Source organism: Rhizobacter sp. P1_G5, from assembly GCF_056405435.1.
The window spans coordinates 1-22,806 of sequence record NZ_JBFUCB010000029.1 but is presented as its reverse complement, the minus strand read 5'-3'; the positions used below and the strand labels follow the sequence as shown (position 1 = coordinate 22,806).

The following is a 22,806-nucleotide window of genomic DNA, read 5'->3' as shown; positions in this document are numbered from 1 at the left end:
CAGCCATTTGGCGATCACGACCTTCTGCTGGTTGCCGCCCGACAGCAGTCGCACCAGCTGGCGTGCAGACGGCGTGCGGATGGCCAGCGAGTCGACGAAGCGCCGGGCGGACGCCTCTTCCTCCCTGAAGCGGATGAAGCCCGCACGACCCGACACCGCCGCCATGTTGGCCATCGTGACGTTGTGCACCAGCGGCATGTCGATCGCGAGGCCGTCGTGCTTTCTGTCTTCCGACAGGTAGGCGATGCCGTGGCGGATCGCGTCTCGCGGCGACCGGATGCGCAGCACCTGGCCGCCCAGCTGCACGGTGCCGGCGTCCGGGAGGTCGGCGCCGAAGACCGCTCGCGCCGCCTCGGTGCGGCCGGCCCCCAGGAGTCCTGCGAAGCCGAGGATTTCTCCGCGCCGCAGGTCGAAGCCGATGCCTTCGAACGCCTGCTGGCGCGCCAGGCCGCGCACCGACATCAGGACCTCGGTGGTCGGCACCCGCGTGGCGGGCGGGAACTTGTCTTCCAGCGGGCGGCCGACCATCCGCTCGACGATGCGGTCGACCGTCGTCGCGGCGAAGTCATCGGTGCTCACGTGGCGGCCATCGCGCAGCACCGTCACGCGGTCGACGATGTGCGCCATCTCGTCGAGCCGATGCGAGATGTAGACCACGCCGACGCCGGCGCGCTTGAGCTCGTGGATGACCTTGAAGAGTTGCTCGGTTTCCGTCTCGGTGAGCGACGAGGTGGGCTCGTCCATGATGAGGACTTCCGCATCCAGCGACAGCGCCTTGGCGATCTCGACCATCTGCCGCTGCGCCACCGACAGCGTGCGCACCAGGTGCGTCGGGGCGATGTCCACGCCCAGCCGCTGCAGGCAGGCCGTGGCGCCGGCATGGAGTTTCGCCCGGTCGATCCACCCGCCCCGGCCCGGCTCGCGGGCCAGGAAGATGTTTTCGGCCACCGACAGGTGGGGGACGAGATTGAGCTCCTGGTGGATCATCGCGATGCCGGCGGCCTCGGCCTCGCGGGTCGAGGCAAAGCGGATCCGCGTGCCCTTGAACGCGATGTGCCCCTCGTCGGGCTGCAGCTGTCCGCTGACGATCTTCATGAGCGTCGATTTGCCTGCGCCGTTCTCGCCGCACACGGCATGCACTTCGCCGCGGCGCAGCTCGAAGTTCACGCCTTGCAGCGCGGTCACCGCGAGGAACCGCTTGCCGATGCCGTGCAGGCTCAGCAAGGGTTCGGGCGATGCGCGGCGTGGCGAGTCCGCCGTGCCGGCTGGCTCTGCGTGAAGCTGCAAGTCGTGTCTCCTTTTGGTCAAACCACCTTACCGATCAGTTGCGATTTGGCCTGACCAAGATCTACCGGGGAACCTGGGACATTCCCTGAATCTGCCGGTGCGTTGCTGCGTCGGAGGCGGCATCGGGCAAACGATGTCGCTATCATGGTCAGGCCAATTTCCCGGACCCGCCATGACCCTTCAGTTGAAGCAGGTCGAGCCCCGCCGGCTCTACCAGCAGATCGCCGACCAGATCCGCGAGCTCATCCAGCAAGGTGGTTTCGACACCGGCACGCGGCTGCCGCCGGAGCGCGACCTGGCGCAGCAGCTGGGTGTGTCGCGGCCCTCGCTGCGTGAAGCCTTGATCGCGCTCGACGTCGAAGGCAGCGTGGAGATCCGGAGCGGATCCGGCGTGTATGTGTGCGCCCGGGCGGAACGGCCGCCCGAGATGACGGCCGCACTGGGCGAAAGCCCGAGCGAGCTCATGCAGGCGCGCGCGGCGTTCGAGGGTTCGGTGGTCATGCTCGCCTGCGCACACGGGAGCGAGTCGGCGCTGCTGCGCCTGCGCGAGATCGTCGGAGGCATGCGCAGCGAGGTCGCCAAGCGCCGCATTCCGATCGACCAYGACCGGCAGTTCCACCTGACCATCGCTGAGATGAGCGGCAACTCGGTGATGGTGCGGATCGTGGCGGAGCTGTTCGACGAACGCCACAGCCCGATCTCGGCCAAGATCAGTTCACGCTACGAGAACGCCCGCACCTGGAATCTTGCGCTGAAGGAACACGAGGCCATTCTTCGCGCCATCGAAGCGCGTGACCCACTGGCCGCCCAGTCCGCGATGCACACGCACCTCAAGCTGTCGGAGGAACGCTGGGTCGGTGGCTGACGGAATTTGCATCCTGTTGCATGGCGTCTCGCTGTGCCAACACCCCGCGTGGCATCCGTCGACTCCGCAAGTTTCGTCAGCTTTCCTGGCATCGCGACTCAGACACTGGCGCCGGAATCGAGGGCACCGCATGTCGACCGACATGGGCGTGCCGCGCCAACTCTGACGCAACAGGATCTTCACGATGAGCATGCCAAGCCAACGTCACGGACGCGCGACTGCAACCAGCATCCTGCTGTGCGCCATGGTGCTGTCTGCCTGCGGGGGAGGCAATGACTCGGGCCCTGCCGCGGCACCCGTTGGGTCGGCCCCAGCACCTGCACCTGCACCTGCACCCGCACCTGCACCTGCACCTGCACCTGCRCCTGCACCTGCACCTGCACCTGCACCTGCACCTGCACCWGCGCCTGCGCCTGCGCCTGCACCTGCRCCTGCGCCTGCGCCTGCGCCTGCACCTGCACCTGCGCCTGCGCCTGCGCCTGCACCTGCACCTGCGCCTGCGCCTGCGCCTGCGGCCTGCGACCTGCCTTCCACCTTTTCATGGGTCTCTACGCAGGCCCTGATTGCGCCGCAATCGGCCAACTTCGTGTCGATCAAGGATCCGACGATCGTTCGCTACAACGATCTCTATCACGTCTTTGCGACGGTCTTCGATACGTCGAGGAATGCGTGGAGCGCCGTCTACATGAACTTCAGCGACTTCTCGAAGGCCGCGAGCGCGGTACAGGTGCCGCTTGCCAACAAGCCCGTGGGCGACTCAGTCGCGCCGCAGGTCTTCTACTTCCGGCCGCACAACAAGTGGTACCTGATTTCGCAATGGGGTGCCAAGTACTCCACCAACACCGACATCGCCAATCCCGACGGATGGAGCGCGCCCAAGCCCCTGCTGAGCGGCGGTCCGTCCAACGGAATCGACTACTGGGTCATCTGCGACAGCGCCAATTGCCACCTGTTCTTCTCCGGCGACGACGGGAAGCTCTATCGCTCCAAGACCGCCATCGGCAACTTCCCCAACTTTTCCGGCTATGAAACGGTGATGTCCGACCCGGTGGCGGGCAAACTGTTCGAAGCCAGCAACGTGTACAAGGTCGAAGGCACGAACAAGTACCTCCTGCTGGTCGAGGCTTACGGGCCGCGCTATTTCCGGTCCTGGACGTCGACCAGCCTGGATGGCCCCTGGACTGCCTTGGCAGACAAGCAGTCCGCCCCCTTCGCGGGCGCTGCAAACGTCTCGTTCGACGGCGCGAAATGGACGAACGACATCAGCCACGGCGAAATGATTCGCGCCGGCTACGACGAAACGCTCACCATCAACGCCTGCAACATGCAGTTCCTGTACCAAGGGGTCGACCCAGGTTCGACTGCGAGCTACGAGCGCCTTCCGTATCGCCTCGGATTGATCCGGGCGCGGTAGCCGTACAGCAACTGAACCCCGCCCGCTCCCCCGATCAGAAGCTGGCCCAGTCGTCGGTGCCGGTGCGCGCCACCGCCACCGCGGCGGCCGGCGTGGCGAGGGGTCCGGCCGCGGGCCCCTTGGCCTTCGCCTTGCCGAAGTCGGGTCGAGTCACGTTCTTCGCGCGCTCCGGCCCGCGGCGCTCGCCGTGGCTGCGCACGTCGTCGGCCGGGCCGGGGCGCGCTTGATGTTCCGCGCTGCCGGCCGGCAGCTTGAAGACGGCCACGGCCTGCACCAGGTGCAGCGCCTGCACCTTCAGGCTCTCGGACGCGGCTGCGCTTTCTTCGACCAGCGCTGCGTTCTGCTGCGTGACCTGATCCATCTGGCTGACCGCCTCGCCGACCTGCGAAACGCCCACGCTCTGCTCGCTGCTGGCGGCGCTGATCTCGCTGACGATGTCGGTCACGCGCTTGATGGAGCTGACCACCTCGGTCATCGTGACGCCGGCCTGGCCGACGAGCGTCGTGCCTTGCTCCACACGCTCGACGCTGGCGTTGATCAGGCTCTTGATCTCCTTGGCCGCCTCGGCCGAACGGCCGGCCAGGCTGCGCACTTCGGCGGCCACCACGGCGAAGCCGCGGCCCTGCTCGCCTGCACGCGCCGCTTCGACCGCCGCGTTCAACGCGAGGATGTTGGTCTGGAAGGCGATGCCGTCGATGACGCTGATGATGTCGGTGATCTTCTTCGAGCTGTCGTTGATGGCCTTCATGGTCTGCACCACCTGGCCCACGACTTCGCCGCCTTCGATGGCCACCGTGCTCGCGTTGACCGCGAGTTGGTTGGCTTGCCTGGCGTTGTCGGCGTTCTGCTTGACGGTGGAGCTGAGCTCTTCCATCGAGGCGGCCGCCTGTTCGAGTGCCGAGGCCTGTTCTTCGGTGCGCTGGCTCAGGTCCAGGTTGCCCTGGGCGATCTGGGCCGATGCGGTGGCGACACTCTCGGAGTTGCTGCGCACGTTCGAGACGACTTGCGCCAGGTTGGCCTGCATCGCCTTGAGTGCGGCCATGACGCTGGTCGTGTCGCCGATGCGCACGTCGATGTTCGTGCTGAGGTCACCGCCGGCAACGCTCTGGGCCAGGTGGGCCGCCGCAGCCGGTTCGGCGCCCAGCTGGCGCACCAGGCCGCGCGTCAGCCAGAAACCGATGCCGATGCCCAGCAGCAACGCACCGGTGACCAGGGCCAGCATGAGATTGCGGGCATTCTGGAAACTCGCCGCATTGGCTTCGGAAGCGTGCTTGGCATTGGCCTCCTTGACGTCGGCCAGCGCCGACATGTCGTCATCGAGCTTGGTGACGATCCGTGCAAAGTCCCCGAACATGTACTTCGTGATCTCGGCGCGCTCGTCCAGCTTGGCCGACGCCGTGTCCGCCTGCAGCTTCCTGACGCCCTGGGTGTATTCCTGCCAACCGCTTTCCAGTTGGGCAAATGCGGCCTTCCCCTTCTCGGACCAGAACAGCGGCTTGGCCTTGTCGAGGTTCTCGCGCAGCAGCGCCAGCTCCTTCTCGCTCTTGGCAAGCGCGCTGGTGCGCTGCTCTGCCGTCGGGGCCAGCAATGCGTTGCGCAGCGAACGGCCGACGTACAGCAGGTTGATGTTCGCCTCCTTGGCCAGCGACAGGCCGATCATGTCCATCTTGTAGATCTTGTCGCCCGCGTCGTTGATCCGGCCCATGTTGCTGATGCCGATGGCGCTGACGACCGCGCCGACGAGGCAGACGCCGATGAAGGCGCTGATCAACTTGGTACCGAGTTTCATGCGGTGGAAGTTCACGGGCGGACCTTTGCAATAGAACCTGGATCCGGTCGGTACAAGCCGTACCCGGCGCGAGCCGCCCTGAGGACATGCTGCGGCATGAAGACCGTATCGACCCGCGGCGGCTGGGCTTGAGCCGCTGCCCGGCCCCGGACAGTGCCCTGCTGCGAAAGTGCACGAGAAAACCCGTTCCAGTCCGTCCGCTGGCGAGCGCGCAGCAACGCGTCAGGCCCGATCTGCCTCGCTCCTCCCCAAGGCCGCCGCCACCGCCTGCAGCGCCCGTCCGCAATCGTCGCGCGTGAGCCCGCCCCCCAGGCACAGCCGCAGGCCCTCGGGCGGCTGCCGGTCGGTGGAGAACGCGTTGGCGGCCACCGCGGCCACGCCGAGTTCGCGCAACGCGCCGGCGATGCGGCTCGCCGATGAACCGTTGCCCTCGCCCCCGGGCAGCGGCAGCCAGCCGTGGAAGCCCTGCGGGTGCGTGCGCACGCCGAGCCCGCCGAGCCGCTCGCGCATCAGCGTGCTGCGCCAGCCGCATTCGGCGCGCACGGCGGCCAGCACCGCGTCGCAGTGCCCGTGCGCCAGCCAGTGCGAGACCACCGCGTTGACGAAGGGCGATGCCATCACCGTCGTCGCACGCAGCGCCCCCGCGAGGCGCTGCTGCGCCGCCTGCGTCGGCGCGAGCACGTACGCGACGCGGACCCCCGCGCCCAGCCACTTCGACAGGCCGCTGATGTAGTAGGTGATGGCGCCCGCGTAGTCGGCCAGCGCCGGCGGCGTGGCGGCGGGGAGCATGCCGTAGGCGTCGTCCTCGATGATCGGCACGCTGTAGCGCAGCGCGATGTCGGCGAGTTGCTCGCGGCGGCGCATCGGCAGCGTGGCGGTGGTCGGGTTGTGCAGGTTCGGGCACAGGTACAGCGCGCCGACCGGCGTGCTCTTGCACGCGGCTTCGAACTCCTCCGGCACGAGCCCGTGCTCGTCCATCGCCAGCGGTTGCAACTGCGTCCCCAGCTGCGCCGCGATGGCCTTCATGCCCGGGTAGACGAGGCTCTCGACGCACAGGCCCTGGCCCGGCCTGACCAGCATCGAGACCAGCGCCAGCAGCACGGCATGGATGCCCGGCGCGACCAGCACGCGCTCGGCCCGCGCCTCGGGCACCCACTGCGCGAGCCAGTGCGCCGCGAGCGCCCGGTCGTGCGCCGTGCCGCCGAAATCCTGGTAGCGCATCAGGTCGTGCAGCGTGGCCGCGGTGATCGCCTCGGCCGCGCTGTGCTGCAGCGCCTGCATCGCGGGGTGGTCCTCGATCTCCGGCGGCATGTTCATCGTCATCTCGGCACCGGTGCCCGCACGCAGCGGCAGGCCGATGAAGGAGCCGCGCACGTACGAGCCCATGCCGGGGCGCGACGCGATGAGCCCGCGTTCGCGCGCGGCCGCGAAGCCGCGCACCACCGTCGTGTAGTTGAGCTGCAGCGTGCCCGCCAGCTCGCGCAGCGGCGGCAGTCGCTCGCGCGGCGCCAGCCGGCCCTGCTGCAGGTCTTCGGCGATCAGCTCGGGGATGAGCTGGTAGGCGGGAAGTCCGCTGTTGCGGATGCGGGCGATCCAGTGCGAAAACGGCATGGCCCAGTGTGCCTGCCGGACCCGCTGATTGCACGGCCCTGCCCTCGATGCCGGGGGCCGTTCGAGGTGCACGCCCGCCCTTGATCGGGTGCATTGATTGCATCGCGCCGCAGTCTGATGGTGCGGCCGTGCCGCCGGCCGCCGCGCCGGCAGCGCGGCAGCGCGAACCGCCGACGCCCCGTTGATCGCATGTTGATCGGCCGGCCCCGGCCGCGCGTGGCACATCGCTCGCAATGGCATCGTCATCCGGCGCGCCCCGCCGGTCGAACGTCTCCAACCCACGCGAGGACACATCCATGCCCACCGTCACCCACCCCGCCGCCCAGAAGGGCGACTTCCTGGTCGATTACGAAGAGAAGGTGTTCGAGGACGTCAAGGCCGCCCCCGGCGAGAAGGCCCTCGTGACGTTCCACACCGTCGCCTTCGAGGGCTCGATCGGCTTCGTCAACCTGCTGCAGGCCACGCGCCTGCAGCGCAAGGGCTTCGACACCTCGATCCTGCTGTACGGTCCCGGCGTCACGCTGGGCGTCAAGCGCGGCTTTCCGAAGCTCGGCGACGCTGCCTTCCCCGGCCACCAGAACTTCAACGAGCAGATCACCAAGTTCATCGCCGAAGGCGGCAAGGTCTACGCCTGCCGCTTCGCGCTCCAGGCGCTGTACGGGCATGGCGAAGGCGCGCTGATCGAAGGCATCCGCCCGATCAACCCGCTGGACGTGCTGGACGTCGTCCTGCTCCACCGCAAGGCCGGCGCCTTCATCCTGGACACCTGGACCCTGTGATGCCGGCGCCCAGGTCGGTTCGCGCGGCCGCGGCCCAGATCGCACCCGATCTGGACAGCGCCGACGGCACGCTCGCCCGCGTGCTCGAGACCGTGCGCGAGGCGTCGCGCCGGGGCGTGGAGCTGATCGTCTTCCCCGAGACCTGCGTGCCCTACTACCCCTACTTCTCCTTCGTGCAGCCGCCGGTGCAGCAAGGCCCGGCGCACCTGCTGCTGATGGAGCGCGCGCCGAGCGTGCCGGGCCCGCTCACCGATGCGGTCTCGGCCGCCGCGCGCGAGGCGGGCATGGTGGTGGTGCTCGGCGTCAACGAGCGCGACCACGGCAGCCTCTACAACACCCAGCTCGTCTTCGACGCCGACGGCCGCCTCGTGCTCAAGCGCCGCAAGATCACGCCCACCTACCACGAGCGCATGGTGTGGGGGCAAGGCGACGGTGCCGGGCTCACGACGGCCGCCACCCGCGTGGGCCGCGTCGGGGCGCTCGCCTGCTGGGAGCACTACAACCCGCTCGCGCGCTATGCGCTGATGGCCGCGCACGAAGAGATCCACTGCGCGCAGTTCCCCGGTTCGCTCGTCGGCCAGGTCTTTGCGGACCAGATGGGCGTGACCATCCGCCACCACGCGCTGGAGTCGGGCTGCTTCGTCGTCAACGCGACCGGCTGGCTGCGCGACGAGCAGGTGCGTGCCATCACCGCCGACGAGAAGCTGCAGGGCGCGCTGCGCGGCGGCTGCCACACCGCCATCGTCTCGCCCGAAGGCAGGTACCTCGCCGAGCCGCTGACCGAAGGCGAAGGCCTCGTGGTCGCCGACCTCGACATGGCGCTCATCGCCAAGCGCAAACGCATGATGGATTCGGTGGGCCACTACGCCCGCCCCGAGCTGCTGAGCCTCGCGATCCGCCGCGATGCCGCCAGCACCGTCGTTCCCTGGCCGTCCCCGCCTTCGCAGGAGACCGCCCTGCCCCACCCCGAAGGAGCCGCCCATGAGTGATGCCGTGCTCGCGCTGCCGCCAGCTTCCCGCGCGCTGACGACAGAGCTGATGACAGAGCTGATGACCGAGCTGCAGTCGCAAGGCATGCGGCTGCTCGACCCCGGCGCCGGCGCGGCCAGCCGCCGCGGCGGCGCGGGTCCGTCGGACCACAAGGCGGTGACGGTCGACGGCGTGACGCTGATGGTGCCGGTGCACACCGCCGGCGCCTTCGCATCGCCCTTCGTCGCCGACGCGCCCGGCCCCGACGGCCGCAGCGTGCTGCGCCGCGGCAGCATTCCCATCGCGAGCGTGAGTTTTCCGCGCCAGCCCCGCTTCTACGGCCTGAGCACGGCCGACGGCATCCCGTACGCGCAGATCGCCACGCTGCATGGCGCCGACGTGCTCGCCACCACCGTGCTGCAGACCTGCATCCGCTACGAGAGCCGGCGCAAGGCCTGCAGGTTCTGCGCGATCGGGCAGTCGCTCGCGGCCGGCCGCACCATCGCGCACAAGACGCCTGCCCAGCTCGCCGAGGTGGCGCGCGCCGCGGTCGAACTCGACGGCGTGAAGCACATGGTGATGACCACCGGCACGCCGCCCACGCCCGACCGCGGCGCCAAGGTGTTGTGCGACAGCGCGCAGGCGATCCGCGCCGCGGTCGACCTGCCGCTGCAGGCGCAGTGCGAGCCGCCCGACACCGACGCCTGGTTCCAGCGGCTCAAGGAGGCCGGCGTCGACACGCTCGGCATGCACCTCGAGGTGGTGGACGAGACCCTGCGCCGGCACCTGCTGCCCGGCAAGTCCGAGGTGCCGATGGCGCGCTACTGGGATGCGTTCGGCGCGGCGGTGCAGGTGTTCGGCCGCGGCCAGGTCAGCACCTACCTGCTGGCGGGGCTGGGTGACAGCGCCGAGACGCTGCTCGAGGCCAGCCGGCGGCTGCTCGCGATGGGCGTCTATCCCTTCGTCGTGCCCTTCGTGCCCATCAGCGGCACGCCGCTGGAGGACCACCCCGCGCCATCGGCCGGGTTCATGCGCAGCGTGCTGGAGCCGCTCGGCCGCCTGGTCGACGAGGCCGGCGTGCGCGCGGCCGACATCAAGGCCGGCTGCGGGCGCTGCGCGGCCTGCTCCACGCTGTCGCGCTACGAAACGCCGCTGTCGGCCTGACCCCACCGGAGCCCCGCGATGCACCTCCACGCCTCCCCCCTGCCGCCCTGGTGCGAGCTCGACCCGGCCTATGCGCCGCAGGAGTTCCGCATCCAGTGGGCGAGCGATCCGTGGATGGACCGCGAGGCCCTCGCGCTGCGCCGCCGCGTGTTCTGCGAGGAGCAGGCGCTGTTCGCCCACGATGACCGCGACGCGATCGACCGCGACGCCAGCACCCGTTCCCTCGTGGCCCTCACCTGCCTCGCCGGCGAGGCCGACGAGGTGATCGGTACCGTGCGCATCCACCAGGCGGCGCCCGGCGTGTGGTGGGGGTCGCGCCTGGCGGTGCGGGCCGACTGGCGACAGCACCGGCGGCTGGGCTCGAGCCTCATCCGGCTCGCGGTGAGCAGCGCCCACGCGCTCGGCTGCGGGGAGTTCCTCGCCCATGTGCAGGCGCAGAACGTGCCGCTGTTCGAGCGCCTGCACTGGCAGCAGCTCGACACCTGCGAGCTGCATGGCCGGCCGCATGCGCTGATGCAGGCCTCGCTGGCCCATTACCCGCCGTGCACCACGCCGTACGCCGGCTTCGTGCTCGCGCAAGGCTGACGCCATGGACCACCTCGCCCGACTCGCCGCAGCGCTGCGCGACAGCCGCGGGTTCCGGCACAAGCGCGACATCGCCTCGGTGCTGCCGCAGCTCGGCAGCGTCGCCGGCCGCACCGCCGTGCCCAACGGCGACGATTGCGCGGTGCTGCCCGACCCCGCCGGCGACGGCCACCTGCTGTTCGCCATCGAGGGGCTGGTGCAGGACTTCGTCGACGCCATGCCCTGGTTCGCGGGCTACAGCGGGGTGATGGTGAACCTGAGCGACATCGCTGCGATGGGCGGGCGCCCGACCGCGGTGGTCGATGCGCTCTGGGCCGCCGATGCCGAGCTGGCGCGGCAGCTCCTCGCGGGCATGCGTGCCGCGTGCGAGCGCTATGGCGTGCCGCTCGTGGGCGGCCACAGCAACCTGCATGCCGCAGGCGGCCAGCTCGCGGTGGCCGTGCTCGGTCGTGCGCGGCGCCTGATCAGCAGCTTCGCGGCGCGGCCCGGCGACCGGCTGCTGATGGCCGTGGACCTGCGCGGGCAGTGGCAAGGCGGCCACCCGTTCTGGGACGCGTCGACCTCGGCGCCCGCGCAGCGCCTGCGCAAGGACCTCGCGCTGCTGCCGCAGATCGCCGAGGCCGGCCTGTGCGATGCCGGCAAGGACATCAGCATGGCGGGCGTGCCGGRCACCCTGCTGATGCTGCTCGAATGCTCGGATGTCGGCGCGCAGGTGGACCTGGCCCGGCTGCCGCTGCCGACCGGCACGCCCGGCTGGCACGAGACGGGCCCGGAAGCCTTCGCCGCGCACCTGCGCTGGCTGTGCGCCTTCCCGAGCTACGGCTACCTGCTGAGCGTGCGCGAGGCGCAGGCCGAGGCGGTGCAGGCGGTCTTTCGCTCGCAGGACATCGCCTGCGCCGACATCGGCGGCGTGCAGCCGGGCAGCCGCCTCACGCTGGCGCTGGCCGGCGCACACGCCACGCTGTGGGACCTGGCCAGCGAACCGTTCATCGGTGCCCGAGTGGACGGCCGCATGAGGCGGGCCGAGCGCCGGGCCGCTCCCAAGCCGGCCCGCGCCAGTCACGAGACGCGACTGGCACTCTGGCCGTCCAAGCCCGCGCAGGCGGGCTTGGAGCCGCGGCCATCGTTCCCCTCGGGGGATCGATCGATGTACTCATCGAGCGAGGGGTTGTCATGACGCTGCGCATCGCGTTGCTCACCCACTCCGTGCGGCCGCGCGGTGGCGTGGTCCACACGCTGGAGCTGGCCGACGCGCTGATGCGGCGCGGCCACCAGGTCGCCGTCATCGCGTCGGCGGAGCCTGGCGAATCGCTCTTCCGCAGCACCGGCTTTCCCGTCGAGCTGATCCGCCTGCCGGTGCTCACCGGCGATCTCGTCGAACAGGTGCGCCGGCGCATCGACGCGCTGTTGCAGGCGCTGCCCGCGCTGCTGCAGCGCGGCCGCTTCGACCTGCTGCATGCGCAGGACAGCGTGAGCGGCAACGCCCTCGCGCTGCTGCGTGCCGGCGGCCTGGGCCTGCCGCGCTGGCTGCGCACGGTGCACCACCTCGACGTCTTCGCCCAGGAGACGCTCAACCGCTGGCAGGAGCGCGCCTGGCGAGCCGCCGACGGCGTGGCCTGCGTCAGCGACACCTGGTGCGCGCACTTGCGCGACCGGCACGGCGTGCGGCCGGAGCGCATGTTCAACGGCGTCGACCTCGGCCGCTACCGCATCGCCCCCGACGCGGGTGACGCGCACCGCCTGCGCACGCTCGGGCTCGACGACCCGGGCCCGCCGGTGTGCCTGCTGGTGGGTGGCGTGGAGGAACGCAAGAACACGGTGCGGCTGCTGCATGCCTTCGCCGCGCTGCGCCGGCGCGATCCCGACTGGGCCGAGGCGCGCCTGGTGATCGCAGGCGGTGCCAGCATGCTCGACCACAGCGGCGCCCGCCGCGCCTGGCGGCAGGCACTCGCCGACCTGGGCGCGGCCGCCGGTGCGGAGCTGCCCGTGCTGCTCACCGGCCCGCTGGCCGACGAGATGCTGCCCGCGCTCATGCGCCGCGCCCGCGTGCTGGCCATGCCCTCGCTGGTGGAAGGCTTCGGCCTGGTCGCGCTGGAGGCGCTGGCCTGCGGCACGCCGGTGCTGGTGTCGAAGCGGCCGCCCTTCACCGAGCACCTGGCCGACAGCCCCGCCGTCGCATGGTGCGACCCGGAAGACACCGACTCCATCGCCGCCGGCCTGCAGGCGGCCGCGCGCATGCCCAGGCTCGCCGAGCCGCCGCCCGTGTGCCGTGCCCATGCCTGGGAACGCAGCGCGGCGCTGCATGAGGCCTGGTACCTGCGCACGCTGCACGCCGGAATCCACCCACCCGCCCGCATCGAGCGCCTTCCGATTCCCCTTTGAGCCGACATCGCCATGCCCGCACTCCACTACCGGCTGCGCTGGCCCGACGCCAGCGAGACCCTCTGCTACTCGCCCTCGCTCGTGATCCAGGACTACCTGCGCGCCGGCGAGGACTACGCGCTCGACGACCTGCTGCGCCGCGTGCGCGAGGCCACCGCGATCGCCAACGAACGGGTGCAGGCGAAGTTCGGCTTCACGTGCTCGCGCGCCGGCGACCAGCTCGTGCAGACCGAGGCGCAGGTCGCCGCATTCGCGCACCGCGCCGATGCGCGGGTGCGCGTGCTCTCGTTCGAACCTGCCTGACCTTCCCGAGGAGTTGCCCATGAAGAGCCCCCACCCGCCCCATCACGAGGTCGTCGTCGTCGGCGGCGGCCAGGCCGGCCTGTCGATCAGCCACGGCCTGCAGGCCGAAGGCATCGAGCACCTGGTGTTCGAGAAGCACCGCGCGATGCACGTGTGGCAGACGCAGCGCTGGGACAACTTCTGCCTCGTCACGCCCAATTGGCAGTGCGCGCTGCCGGGCCATGCCTACCGCGGCAGCGAGCCGCACGGCTTCATGAAGAAGGACGAGATCGTGCAGTACCTCGAGGCCTTCCGCGCGCACGTGAACGCGCCGCTGCGCGAAGGCGTGGCGGTCGAGCGGGTCACGCCGCAGGGAGGTGACGGGGATCGGGGCGGCTTCCTCGTGCGCAGCAGCGAGGGCGAGTGCACGGCGGCCCAGGTGGTCGTGGCCTCGGGCGGCTACCACGAGCCCATCGTGCCCCGCCTGGCCGAGCGGCTGCCGCCCGGCATCGCGCAGCTCCATTCGGCGCAGTACCGCAACGCGCATCAGTTGCCGCCCGGCCGGGTCCTGGTGGTGGGGTCCGGGCAGAGCGGAGCGCAGATCGCCGAAGACCTGCACCTCGCGGGTCGCGAGGTGGTGCTCGCGGTCGGCGACGCACCGCGCTGCGCGCGCTTCTACCGCGGCCGCGACGTGGTGGACTGGCTGGCCGACATGGGCTACTACGACATGCCCGTGGGCCGGCATCCGCTGCGCGAGGGCGTGCGCGACAACACCAACCACTACGTGACCGGCCGCGACGGCGGGCGCGACATCGACCTGCGCCGCTTCGCGACGGAAGGCATGGAGCTCTACGGCGTGCTCACCGGCCTGGACGGCGACGGCGACACGCTGCGCTTCGCACCGCGGCTGCGCGAGGTGCTGGACCAGGCCGATCGCACCTACGACGGCATCAACGCCTCGATCGACCGCCACATCGCCGAGCGCGGCCTGCAGGCGCCCCCCGGCGGCGCCTACCGGCCGGTGTGGCAACCGCTCGAGGAGCGCGAATCGCTGTCGCTGCGCGGTGCGGGCATCACGAGCGTCGTGTGGTGCATCGGCTTCGCGCCGGACTTCCGCTGGCTCGATGCGCCCGTCTTCAACGGGCGCGGCCATCCCGTCCATGAACGCGGCGTGACCCGCGTCCCCGGCCTCTACTTCATCGGCCTGCCCTGGCTGCACACGTGGGGATCGGGGCGCTTCTCGGGCATCGCGCGCGACGCCGCCTTCGTCGTGCAGCGGGTGGTCGAAACGCGCGCGGCACATCAGTGGCAGTCGAGAATGCCTGATCTCCATCGAGATCGAATGTCGGTCATCTAGAATCGATCATCGATACTCAGCCGGGGCTCAGCCGCATGGCAGCGAGCAGGAAAACGCTTCCGAAGAAGCAGGCAYGCGTCGCCGAGCCGCCGGCGGCCGACGCGCTCTACAACGTCTCGCTCGACAAGGGCCTGCAGGTGCTGCGGGCCTTCGATGCCGCGCATCGCACGATGACGCTGGTCGAGCTGGCCACCCTCACCGGCATGAGCAAGGGCTCGGTGCAGCGCACCGTGCACACGCTGCAGGTGCTGGGCTACATCGGCAAGCATCCGCAGACGCGCCGCTTCCAGCTGCTGCCCCGGGTCATCGAGATCGGGTTCAACTACCTCGCTGCGCATCCGCTGATCCGCGCGGCGCATCCCTACCTGTCGCAGCTTGCCAACGCCAGCGGCGAGACCGCCAGCCTCACCGAGGCGGTGGACCAGGAGATGGTCTACGTGGCCCAGTTGCTGGCGCCCAAGTTCATCCCGGTGCTCACGCCGGTGGGCATGCGCATCCCGATGTACTGCACCAGCTCCGGCCGGGCCTTCCTGAGCCGCCTGCCGGAAGCGCAGGCCCGCGCGCTGCTGGAGGCTTCGGCGCGCGAGCGGCGCACGGCCGCCACGTTGACCGACGTCGACGCGATCATGAAGCGCGTCGCCTTGTGCCGCAAGGTCGGCTACGCGACCAACTGCGAGGAGCTGTTCCTCGGCGACATGGGCCTGGCGGCTGCGGTGATCGACAGTGCCGGCCGCCCGGTGGGCGCCGTGCACGTGTCGCCGCCCACCAGCCGCTGGACGATGGACGAGGCGCAGAAGCAGCTGGCGCCGATGGTCATCGAGTGCGCGCGCGCGATCTCGCTCGCGATGACGCACTGATCAGGACGCCCTGTCGAGCATCGCGTGCAGCAGCACGTTGGCGCCTGCCGCGATGTGCTCGGGCAGTGCGTCCTCGATCTCGTTGTGGCTGATGCCGTCCTTGCAGGGCACGAAGATCATGCCGGTGGGGGCCACGCGGGCCACGTAGACGGCATCGTGGCCGGCGCCGCTGACGATGTCCATGCTGGGCAGGCCGAGTGCCTCGGCCGCCCGGCGCACGCTGCCCACGCAGGCCGCGTCGAACGCGCAGGGGTCGAACTTCACCACCTGGGCGATCGCCACCTGCAGCCGGCCGGCATCGGCGATGGCCGCGAACTCGCGCCGCATCGCGGCGTCCATGCGGTCCAGGCCCGCCTGCTGCGCGTGGCGGAAGTCCACCGAGAAGCGCACCTCGCCGGGCACCACGTTGCGTGAATTGGGCGTCACCTGGACGAAGCCCACCGTGCCGCGGCCGTCGGGCGCTTCTGCCAGCGCGATGCGGTTGACCGCCTCGACCATGCGCGCCGTGCCCAGCATCGCATCGTGCCGCAGCCCCATCGGCGTGGGGCCGGCGTGTGCGTCCATGCCGGTCACCGTCACGTCGTACCACTGCTGGCCGAGCGCGCCTTGCACCACGCCGATCGGCAGGCCCTGCGCCTCGAGCACGGGCCCCTGCTCGATGTGCGCCTCGAAGTAGGCCGCGAACATGCCGCCCGGGACCTCGCCGCAGGCCTGCGTGCCGCGGTAGCCGATGCGCTCGAGCTCGTCGCCCACCGCCAGCCCGGCCAGGTCCTGCTCGCCGAGGATGCGCGCGGTGTCGAACACGCCGGCGAACGCGCCCGAGCCCATCATCACCGGCGTGAAGCGCGTGCCTTCCTCGTTGGTCCAGAACGCGACCTCGATCGGTGCGCGCGTGCAGATGCCGTGATCGTTCAGGGTGCGCACCACTTCGAGGCCCGCGAGCACGCCGAAGTTGCCATCGAACTTGCCGCCCGAGGGCTGGGTGTCGATGTGGCTGCCCGTGGCCACCGCGCGCGCGGCGGGGTCGGTGCCGTCGCGCCGCGCGAACACGTTGCCCACCTCGTCGATGCGCACCGCCATGCCGGCCTCGTGGAACCAGCGCAGCACGAGATCGCGGCCCTGGCGGTCTTCGTCGGTCAACGCGATGCGGCGCACGCCGCCCTTGGGCGTCGCGCCGATGCGCGCCAGGTCCATCAGCGATTGCCACAGGCGCGCGCCATCGACCTGGAGCGTGGCGGGTGCGGAAAGGGTGTTGTTCACGGAGTGAGTGCAGATGGAAGGGGTTGAATGGCAGCGCCGGGCGGACAGCAAGTTACGAGCCAATGATATGGACAAACAGTCACCAGGTATCGAAAAAGAGTCTTGTGGTATCGATTATCGATACACGGCAAGCCGTTTGGCACAGCGCTTGCATATCCGGTGTCGAGCCCGTGAACCCCTCAACCCCACCCGGATGGTGACCCGATGAGCCCGAACCCGTTGTTGTCTTCGCGCCTGCGCAATCGCATGGTCGTGCCCGCGATGGCTGTCTCGCTGCTGTGCGGCGCAGCCGCCATGGCGCAGGAGAAGGTGCTTCGCATCGCGATGACGGCGGCCGACATCCCGCGCACGCTGGGGCAGCCCGACCAGGGCTTCGAAGGCAACCGCTTCACCGGCATCCCGATCTACGACTCGCTCACGCAATGGGACCTGTCGAAGGCCGATGCCCCGAGCGTGCTGATCCCGGCGCTGGCCACGTCCTGGGCGGTCGATGCCAAGGACAGGACGAAGTGGGTGTTCAAGCTGCGCCCCGGCGTCAGGTTCCACGACGGCTCGGCGTTCAATGCCGACGCGGTGGTGTGGAACGTCAACAAGGTGCTCGACAAGTCGGCGCCGCAGTTCGATGCCAGCCAGGTCGGCGTGACCGCCTCGCGCATGCCCACGCTGCGCAGCGCGAAGAAGATCGACGAGCTGACGGTGGAGCTCACCACCAGCGAGCCCGATTCCTTCCTGCCGATCAACCTGACCAACCTCTTCATGGCCTCGCCCGCGCACTGGGACGCCAAGCTGAAGGCGGTGCCTGCCGCCACCACCGATGCCGCCGAGCGCGCCAAGCAGGCCTGGACGGCCTTTGCCGCCGATCCTTCGGGCTCCGGCCCGTTCAAGGTCACGCGCTTCGTCTCGCGCGAGCGGCTGGAGCTGGCCGCCAACAAGGCCTACTGGGATGCGAAGCGCACGCCGAAGATCGACAAGGTGGTGCTGATCCCGATGCCGGAGGCGAATGCGCGCACCGCCGCGCTGCTCGGCGGCCAGGTCGACTGGATCGAGGCGCCCTCGCCCGATGCGATGCCGCAGATCCAGCAGCGCGGCTTCAAGATCTACTCGAACGCGCAGCCGCACGTCTGGCCGTGGCAGCTGTCGTTCGCCGAGGGCTCGCCCTGGCTCGACAAGCGCGTGCGCCAGGCCGCCAACCTGTGCGTCGACCGCGGCGGCCTCAAGCAGCTGCTGGGCGGCATGATGGCCGAGCCCAAGGGCACGGTGCCGCCGGGCCATCCGTGGTGGGGCAACCCGGCATTCGACATCCGCTACGACGTCAAGGCGGGCCAGGCCTTGATGGCCCAGGCCGGCCACTCGGCCGCCAAGCCGYTSAAGGTCAAGGTGCAGATYTCSGCCTCRGGCTCGGGCCAGATGCAGCCGCTGCCGATGAACGAGTTCGTGCAGCAGTCGCTGAAGGCGTGTTGGTTCGATGTGCAGTTCGACGTGATCGAGTGGAACACGCTGTTCACCAACTGGCGCAAGGGCGCGAAGGACCCGTCGGCCAACGGCGCCAGCGCCGTCAACGTGAGCTTCGCGGCGATGGACCCGTTCTTCGCGATGGTGCGYTTCGTSAGCACCAAGRCCTTCCCGCCGGTGTCCAACAACTGGGGCTACTACGGCAAYGCCGAKRTCGACAAGCTGGTGGCCGATGCSCGYACCRSYTTCGACGASAMGKCGCGCRACGCSGCGCTGGCCMRGYTGCACGCCCACATCGTSGAYGACGCSCCCTTYGTCTGGATYGCGCACGACGTCGGYCCGCGCGCGMTGTCGCCCARGGTGAAGAACGTCGTGCAGCCGAAGAGCTGGTTCATCGACATCGCGACGATGACGATGGACTGAGCATGCTTGCCTACCTGGCCCGGCGCATCGTGCTTGCGCTGCCCATCATGCTCGGCGTCGCGCTGGTGTGCTTTGCGCTGGTGCACCTGGCGCCGGGCGATCCGCTGGTGTCCATCCTGCCGCCGGATGCGTCGGCCGAGCTGCAGGCGCAGCTGCGGCAGCTGTACGGCTTCGACCGCAGCTACCCCGAGCAGTTCGCCGCCTGGCTGTGGCGGGCCCTGCACGGCGACCTGGGCGTGTCGATCGCGACCAACCGGCCGGTGGTCGGCGAGGTGCTCAAGGCCGTGGTCAACACGCTGCGGCTGGCGGTGGTGGCCACGCTGATCGGCTTCGCGCTGGGCGGCCTGTTCGGCTTCGTGGCGGGCTACTTCCGCCGCACGTTCATCGACCGGCTGGCATCGATGCTGTCGGTGCTGGGCGTCAGCGTGCCGCACTACTGGCTGGGCATGGTCCTGGTGATCGTGTTCTCGTCGCAGCTGATGTGGCTGCCCGCCACCGGTGCCGGCCCCGGCGGTTCCGACGACTGGGCCTGGGACGGCGCGCACCTGCAGTACCTGCTGCTGCCGGCACTGACGATGTCGGTGATCCCGATGGGCATCATCGCGCGCACGGTGCGKGCGCTGGTCTCGGAACTGCTCGACCAGGAGTTCGTCGTCGGGCTGCGGGCCAAGGGCCTGACGAGCTTCGGCATCTTCCGCCACGTCGTGAAGAACGCGGCGCCCACCGCGCTGGCGGTGATGGGCCTGCAGCTGGGCTACCTGCTCGGCGGCTCGATCCTGATCGAGACGGTGTTCTCGTGGCCGGGCACCGGCTTCCTGCTGAACTCCGCCATCTTCCAGCGCGACCTGCCGMTGCTGCAGGGCACGATCCTGGTGCTGGCGATGTTCTTCGTGCTGCTGAACCTGCTGGTCGACGTGCTGCAGACGCTGCTCGATCCGCGCATCGCGCGAGGGTGAGGACAGTGAGGAAAGGATGGCCGTGAGCACCCTTGTCATGTCGCCGTCGGCCTCGCCCGCACGGCGTTCGCGCGGCTACTGGGCCTCGGTCGGCCACCGCTTCCTGCGCGATCCGGTGGCCGTCGGTGCCGCCATCGCCGTGCTGATGTTGCTGGGCCTCGCGCTGTTCGGGCCCTGGCTCGCGCCGGCCGATCCGTACCAGGCCTCGATGCTGCAGCGGCTCAAGCCCATCGGCACGCCGGGGCTGCCGCTGGGCAGCGACGAACTCGGCCGCGACATGCTGTCGCGCCTGGTCGTCGGCGCGCGGCTGTCGCTCTTCATGGGCATCACGCCGGTGCTGTGCGCCTTCCTGTTCGGCGCGTCCATCGGCATCGTCGCGGGCTATGCGGGCGGCTTCGTCAACGCCGCGATCATGCGCACGGTCGACGTGTTCTATGCCTTCCCGTCGGTGCTGCTGGCGATCGCGCTGTCGGGCACGCTGGGCGCCGGCGTCTTCAATTCGCTGGTGTCGCTGACGATCGTGTTCATCCCGCAGATCGCGCGCGTCGCCGAAAGCGTCACGACGCAGGTGCGCGGACGCGACTACGTCGAGGCGGCGCGGGCATCGGGCGCCGGCGCCTTCACGATCGTGCGCGTGCACGTGCTGGGCAACGTGCTGGGGCCGATCTTCGTCTACGCGACCAGCCTGATCGCGGTGTCGATGATCCTGGCCTCGGGCCTGTCGTTCCTCGGGTTGGGCGTGAAACCGCCCGAGCCCGAGTGGGGCCTGATGCTGAACACGCTGCGCACGGCGATCTACGTGCAGCCGTGGGTCGCCGCCTTGCCGGGCGCGATGATCTTCATCACCTCGATCACTTTCAACCTGCTTTCCGACGGCCTGCGCTCGGCGATGGACAACAAGGGATGACGACAAGTCCTGTGCATGACGACGTCGGCGGTCCGGCGCAGCCGCTGCTGACCATCCGCGGCCTGCAGAAGCACTACCCGCTGTCCACGGGCTTCCTGGGCCGCGGCGGCGGCAGCGTGCGTGCCGTCGATGGCGTCGACTTCGAGGTGCGCAAGGGCGAGACGCTCGGCGTCGTCGGCGAGTCGGGCTGCGGCAAGTCGACCACCGCGCGGCTGCTGATGCAGCTGATCCGGCCGACCGCCGGCGAGGTGGTGTTCGACGGCCGCACCGTGGGGGGCCGCGAGCTGCCGCTGAAGGAGTTTCATCGGCAGGTCCAGATGGTGTTCCAGGACAGCTATGCCTCGCTGAACCCGCGGCTGACGATCGAGGACTCGATCGCCTTCGGGCCCCAGGTGCACGGCAGCGGCCGCCGGCCGGCGGTGCAGCGGGCCCGCGACCTGCTGGCCCGCGTCGGGCTGGAGCCGCAGCGCTTCGCCGAACGCTATCCGCACGAGCTGTCGGGCGGGCAGCGGCAGCGGGTCAACATCGCCCGGGCGCTGGCGCTGCAGCCGCGGCTGCTGATCCTCGACGAGGCGGTGTCGGCGCTCGACAAGTCGGTCGAGGCGCAGGTCATCAACCTGCTGCTCGACCTGAAGGCCGAGTTCGGCCTCACCTACGTCTTCATCAGCCACGACCTGCAGGTGGTGCGCTACCTGAGCGATCGCGTGATGGTGATGTACCTGGGCCGCGTGGCCGAGCTCGGGCCGTCGGAGTCGCTCTACGCCGGGCCGCTGCACCCGTACACGCGGGCGCTGCTGTCGTCGATGCCGTCGATGGACCCGGACCACCGCACCGAACGGGCGCTGCTGGCGGGCGATCCGCCGAACCCGATCGACCCGCCCGCGGGCTGCCGCTTCCATCCGCGCTGCCCGGATGCCGCGCCGGTGTGCGGCCAGCGCGCGCCGGTGCTGGCCGAGCGGCGCGGCGCGCACACCGTGGCCTGCCTGATGCACGAACCGGGCAGCGGCCACCCGGCAGCAACCTAGAGGCAATCGATGCAGGACCCGATGGTGGAATTGCGAGACCTGGGCGTCGTGTTCACCGGCGGACGCGCGCCGGTGCAGGCCGTCAGCGGCGTCAGCCTGCAGGTGCAGCGCGGGCAGGTGCTGGCGCTGATCGGCGAATCGGGGTCGGGCAAGAGCGTCACGCTGCGCACGCTGCTGCGCCTGCATCCCGAGCGGCGCACCCGCATCGGTGGCAGCGTGCGGGTGGCGGGCCGCGACGTGCTGGCGATGTCGGCCGGCGAGCTGGCGGCGTTCCGCGGCAAGGTCGCGTCGATGATCTTCCAGGAACCGCTGCTCGCGCTCGACCCGGTGTACTCGGTGGGCGCGCAGATCGTCGAATCCATCCGCCGGCACGACAAGGTATCGGCCGCCGTCGCGAAACAGCGCGCGCTGGCGCTCTTCGAGCTGGTGCGCATCCCGAGCCCCGAGCGCCGGCTGGCGGCCTACCCGCACGAGATGTCGGGTGGCATGCGCCAGCGCGCGATGATTGCGCTGGCCCTGGCCTGCCGGCCGCAACTGCTGCTGGCCGACGAGCCGACCACCGCCCTCGATGCCACGGTGCAGATCCAGATCCTGCTGCTGCTGCGCGAGCTGCAGCGCGAGCTCGGGCTGTCGGTGATCTTCGTCACCCACGACATCGGCGCGGCGGTCGAGGTGGCCGATCGCATCGCGGTGATGTATGCCGGCCGCATCGTCGAGGAGGGCAGCGCCCGCGAGCTGATCCGCTCGCCGCGCCATCCGTACACCATCGCCTTGCTGAGCAGCCGGGCCCACGGCGCGCTGGCGCGCGGCAGCCGGCTCGAGACCATCGGCGGCGCGCCGCCCGACCTGTCGGCCTTGCCGCCGGGCTGTGCCTTCGCCGAACGCTGCAAGCTCGCGGTGGCCGAATGCCGCAGCGTCCAACCCGAGCCGGTGCTCCTGTCGCCGGGCCACCAGGCGCGCTGCCTGCGCACCGATGCCGCAGCCGGGCTGGTGAGCGCGCTGCCTTGAATCCCCGGGAGACACGATGCCCCTGCACGACMCTGTCCACGCCTTCGTCCCCTACCCCGACGCGCCGGTGCCCCACGCATCCACCGGCCCGTTGTCGGGCCTGGGTTTCGCGGTCAAGGACCTGTTCGACGTCGCCGGCTACCCGACCGGCGGCGGCAACCCGTTCGTGCTGGCGATGTCGGGCATCAAGCCGCAGACCGCGCCGACGGTGCAGCGCCTGCTCGATGCCGGTGCGCGCTTCATCGGCAAGACGGTGACCGATGAGCTCGCGTTCTCGATGAACGGCGACAACGCGCACTTCGGCGCGCCGCTCAACCCTGCCGCGCCGCTGCGCATCTGCGGCGGGTCGTCGTCGGGCTCGGCCTCCGCGGTGGCGGCAGGCCTGTGCGACTTCGCGCTCGGCACCGACACCGGCGGCTCGGTGCGGGCACCGG

General features: G+C 70.3%; 22 protein-coding genes. 17 read left to right on the top strand and 5 right to left on the bottom strand.

The genetic code is table 11. The annotated features are described in order from the left end of the window. Positions 1 to 1,287 (bottom strand): sugar ABC transporter ATP-binding protein (locus AC1D12_RS04010; protein ID WP_477838963.1); only part of this gene is annotated, 1,287 nt, incomplete at its 3' end. Positions 1,288 to 1,471: 184 nt separating this feature from the next. Between AC1D12_RS04010 and AC1D12_RS04005 the strand changes: the two genes are divergently transcribed. Then, positions 1,472 to 2,152 (top strand): FadR/GntR family transcriptional regulator, encoded by a 681-nt coding sequence (locus AC1D12_RS04005; protein WP_477825054.1) that lies wholly within the window; start codon positions 1,472 to 1,474, stop codon positions 2,150 to 2,152. Between the two features lie 179 nt (positions 2,153 to 2,331). Here AC1D12_RS04005 and AC1D12_RS04000 read toward each other — a convergent pair whose 3' ends face one another. After that, the gene (locus AC1D12_RS04000) at positions 2,332 to 2,694 is read right to left on the bottom strand and encodes a hypothetical protein (protein ID WP_477838967.1); all 363 of its coding nucleotides are present in this window, start codon (positions 2,692 to 2,694) and stop codon (positions 2,332 to 2,334) included. A gap of 44 nt (positions 2,695 to 2,738) precedes the next feature. Between AC1D12_RS04000 and AC1D12_RS03995 the strand changes: the two genes are divergently transcribed. Beyond that, the gene (locus AC1D12_RS03995; protein WP_489739960.1) at positions 2,739 to 3,566 is read left to right on the top strand and encodes a glycoside hydrolase family 62 protein; all 828 of its coding nucleotides are present in this window, start codon (positions 2,739 to 2,741) and stop codon (positions 3,564 to 3,566) included. A 34-nt stretch (positions 3,567 to 3,600) separates the two neighbouring features. On the opposite strand, the gene AC1D12_RS03990 is transcribed toward AC1D12_RS03995, so the two are convergent. Continuing rightward, positions 3,601 to 5,355 carry a methyl-accepting chemotaxis protein gene (locus AC1D12_RS03990; RefSeq protein WP_477838962.1) on the bottom strand — a complete coding sequence of 585 codons (1,755 nt, stop codon included), beginning with the start codon at positions 5,353 to 5,355 and terminating at the stop codon, positions 3,601 to 3,603. A gap of 222 nt (positions 5,356 to 5,577) precedes the next feature. Then, positions 5,578 to 6,966, bottom strand: coding sequence for an aminotransferase-like domain-containing protein (locus AC1D12_RS03985; RefSeq protein ID WP_047512774.1), 1,389 nt, complete (start codon positions 6,964 to 6,966; stop codon positions 5,578 to 5,580). 296 nt (positions 6,967 to 7,262) lie between these two features. Here AC1D12_RS03985 and AC1D12_RS03980 point away from each other — a divergent pair, with 296 nt between their 5' ends. The 9 genes from AC1D12_RS03980 (at position 7,263) to AC1D12_RS03940 (ending at position 15,341) form a co-directional block, all read left to right on the top strand. Next, a complete protein-coding gene (locus tag AC1D12_RS03980) occupies positions 7,263 to 7,745 on the top strand; it encodes an MSMEG_0572/Sll0783 family nitrogen starvation response protein (protein WP_047512776.1) in 483 nt (160 codons plus the stop codon). Beyond that, positions 7,745 to 8,734, top strand: coding sequence for a Nit6803 family nitrilase (locus AC1D12_RS03975; protein WP_047512779.1), 990 nt, complete (start codon positions 7,745 to 7,747; stop codon positions 8,732 to 8,734). Before AC1D12_RS03980 ends, AC1D12_RS03975 begins: the two co-directional genes overlap by 1 nt. A 61-nt stretch (positions 8,735 to 8,795) precedes the next feature. After that, positions 8,796 to 9,878, top strand: a complete 1,083-nt coding sequence (locus AC1D12_RS03970; protein WP_047512974.1) for an MSMEG_0568 family radical SAM protein — start codon at positions 8,796 to 8,798, stop codon at positions 9,876 to 9,878. 18 nt (positions 9,879 to 9,896) lie between these two features. Continuing rightward, positions 9,897 to 10,463 (top strand): MSMEG_0567/Sll0786 family nitrogen starvation N-acetyltransferase, encoded by a 567-nt coding sequence (locus AC1D12_RS03965; RefSeq protein WP_477838960.1) that lies wholly within the window; start codon positions 9,897 to 9,899, stop codon positions 10,461 to 10,463. Positions 10,464 to 10,467: 4 nt separating this feature from the next. Then, complete coding sequence (locus AC1D12_RS03960) at positions 10,468 to 11,640, top strand: sll0787 family AIR synthase-like protein (protein ID WP_477838958.1); 1,173 nt, start codon at positions 10,468 to 10,470, stop codon at positions 11,638 to 11,640. After that, the gene (locus AC1D12_RS03955) at positions 11,637 to 12,845 is read left to right on the top strand and encodes an MSMEG_0565 family glycosyltransferase (RefSeq protein ID WP_477825050.1); all 1,209 of its coding nucleotides are present in this window, start codon (positions 11,637 to 11,639) and stop codon (positions 12,843 to 12,845) included. Before AC1D12_RS03960 ends, AC1D12_RS03955 begins: the two co-directional genes overlap by 4 nt. A gap of 12 nt (positions 12,846 to 12,857) precedes the next feature. Continuing rightward, a complete protein-coding gene (locus AC1D12_RS03950) occupies positions 12,858 to 13,148 on the top strand; it encodes an MSMEG_0570 family nitrogen starvation response protein (protein ID WP_477838956.1) in 291 nt (96 codons plus the stop codon). A gap of 19 nt (positions 13,149 to 13,167) precedes the next feature. Beyond that, positions 13,168 to 14,484: an MSMEG_0569 family flavin-dependent oxidoreductase gene (locus tag AC1D12_RS03945; protein ID WP_477828295.1), complete on the top strand. Its 1,317-nt coding sequence runs from the start codon at positions 13,168 to 13,170 to the stop codon at positions 14,482 to 14,484. A 35-nt stretch (positions 14,485 to 14,519) separates the two neighbouring features. After that, the gene (locus AC1D12_RS03940; protein ID WP_477838954.1) at positions 14,520 to 15,341 is read left to right on the top strand and encodes an IclR family transcriptional regulator; all 822 of its coding nucleotides are present in this window, start codon (positions 14,520 to 14,522) and stop codon (positions 15,339 to 15,341) included. Here the strand turns inward: AC1D12_RS03940 and AC1D12_RS03935 are convergent, their stop codons facing one another. Next, positions 15,342 to 16,601: a Zn-dependent hydrolase gene (locus AC1D12_RS03935; RefSeq protein WP_477838952.1), complete on the bottom strand. Its 1,260-nt coding sequence runs from the start codon at positions 16,599 to 16,601 to the stop codon at positions 15,342 to 15,344. Between the two features lie 246 nt (positions 16,602 to 16,847). Here AC1D12_RS03935 and AC1D12_RS03930 point away from each other — a divergent pair, with 246 nt between their 5' ends. The 6 genes from AC1D12_RS03930 to AC1D12_RS03905 form a co-directional block, all read left to right on the top strand. Beyond that, on the top strand, positions 16,848 to 18,476 hold the full coding sequence (locus AC1D12_RS03930) for an ABC transporter substrate-binding protein (RefSeq protein WP_477838965.1): 1,629 nt from the start codon (positions 16,848 to 16,850) through the stop codon (positions 18,474 to 18,476). Between the two features lie 2 nt (positions 18,477 to 18,478). After that, a complete protein-coding gene (locus AC1D12_RS03925) occupies positions 18,479 to 19,432 on the top strand; it encodes an ABC transporter permease (protein ID WP_477838950.1) in 954 nt (317 codons plus the stop codon). Between the two features lie 37 nt (positions 19,433 to 19,469). After that, the gene (locus AC1D12_RS03920) at positions 19,470 to 20,339 is read left to right on the top strand and encodes an ABC transporter permease (protein ID WP_477825343.1); all 870 of its coding nucleotides are present in this window, start codon (positions 19,470 to 19,472) and stop codon (positions 20,337 to 20,339) included. Further along, positions 20,336 to 21,364: an ABC transporter ATP-binding protein gene (locus tag AC1D12_RS03915; protein WP_465113504.1), complete on the top strand. Its 1,029-nt coding sequence runs from the start codon at positions 20,336 to 20,338 to the stop codon at positions 21,362 to 21,364. Before AC1D12_RS03920 ends, AC1D12_RS03915 begins: the two co-directional genes overlap by 4 nt. A gap of 21 nt (positions 21,365 to 21,385) precedes the next feature. Then, positions 21,386 to 22,372: an ABC transporter ATP-binding protein gene (locus AC1D12_RS03910; RefSeq protein WP_477825340.1), complete on the top strand. Its 987-nt coding sequence runs from the start codon at positions 21,386 to 21,388 to the stop codon at positions 22,370 to 22,372. A 16-nt stretch (positions 22,373 to 22,388) separates the two neighbouring features. Continuing rightward, positions 22,389 to 22,806 (top strand): amidase family protein (locus AC1D12_RS03905; protein WP_477838947.1); only part of this gene is annotated, 418 nt, incomplete at its 3' end.

Excerpts from the sequence above, each read along its gene's own strand:
- AC1D12_RS03980 (WP_047512776.1), top strand. The coding sequence starts at position 7,263 with ATGCCCACCGTCACCCACCCCGCCGCCCAGAAGGGCGACTTCCTGGTC.
- AC1D12_RS03915 (WP_465113504.1), top strand. The coding sequence starts at position 20,336 with ATGACGACAAGTCCTGTGCATGACGACGTCGGCGGTCCGGCGCAGCCG.
- AC1D12_RS03920 (WP_477825343.1), top strand. The coding sequence starts at position 19,470 with ATGTCGCCGTCGGCCTCGCCCGCACGGCGTTCGCGCGGCTACTGGGCC.
- AC1D12_RS03970 (WP_047512974.1), top strand. The coding sequence starts at position 8,796 with ATGACCGAGCTGCAGTCGCAAGGCATGCGGCTGCTCGACCCCGGCGCC.
- AC1D12_RS03950 (WP_477838956.1), top strand. The coding sequence starts at position 12,858 with ATGCCCGCACTCCACTACCGGCTGCGCTGGCCCGACGCCAGCGAGACC.
- AC1D12_RS03910 (WP_477825340.1), top strand. The coding sequence starts at position 21,386 with ATGGTGGAATTGCGAGACCTGGGCGTCGTGTTCACCGGCGGACGCGCG.
- AC1D12_RS03945 (WP_477828295.1), top strand. The coding sequence starts at position 13,168 with ATGAAGAGCCCCCACCCGCCCCATCACGAGGTCGTCGTCGTCGGCGGC.
- AC1D12_RS03990 (WP_477838962.1), bottom strand. The coding sequence starts at position 5,355 with ATGAAACTCGGTACCAAGTTGATCAGCGCCTTCATCGGCGTCTGCCTC.
- AC1D12_RS03965 (WP_477838960.1), top strand. The coding sequence starts at position 9,897 with ATGCACCTCCACGCCTCCCCCCTGCCGCCCTGGTGCGAGCTCGACCCG.
- AC1D12_RS03985 (WP_047512774.1), bottom strand. The coding sequence starts at position 6,966 with ATGCCGTTTTCGCACTGGATCGCCCGCATCCGCAACAGCGGACTTCCC.
- AC1D12_RS03955 (WP_477825050.1), top strand. The coding sequence starts at position 11,637 with ATGACGCTGCGCATCGCGTTGCTCACCCACTCCGTGCGGCCGCGCGGT.
- AC1D12_RS03975 (WP_047512779.1), top strand. The coding sequence starts at position 7,745 with ATGCCGGCGCCCAGGTCGGTTCGCGCGGCCGCGGCCCAGATCGCACCC.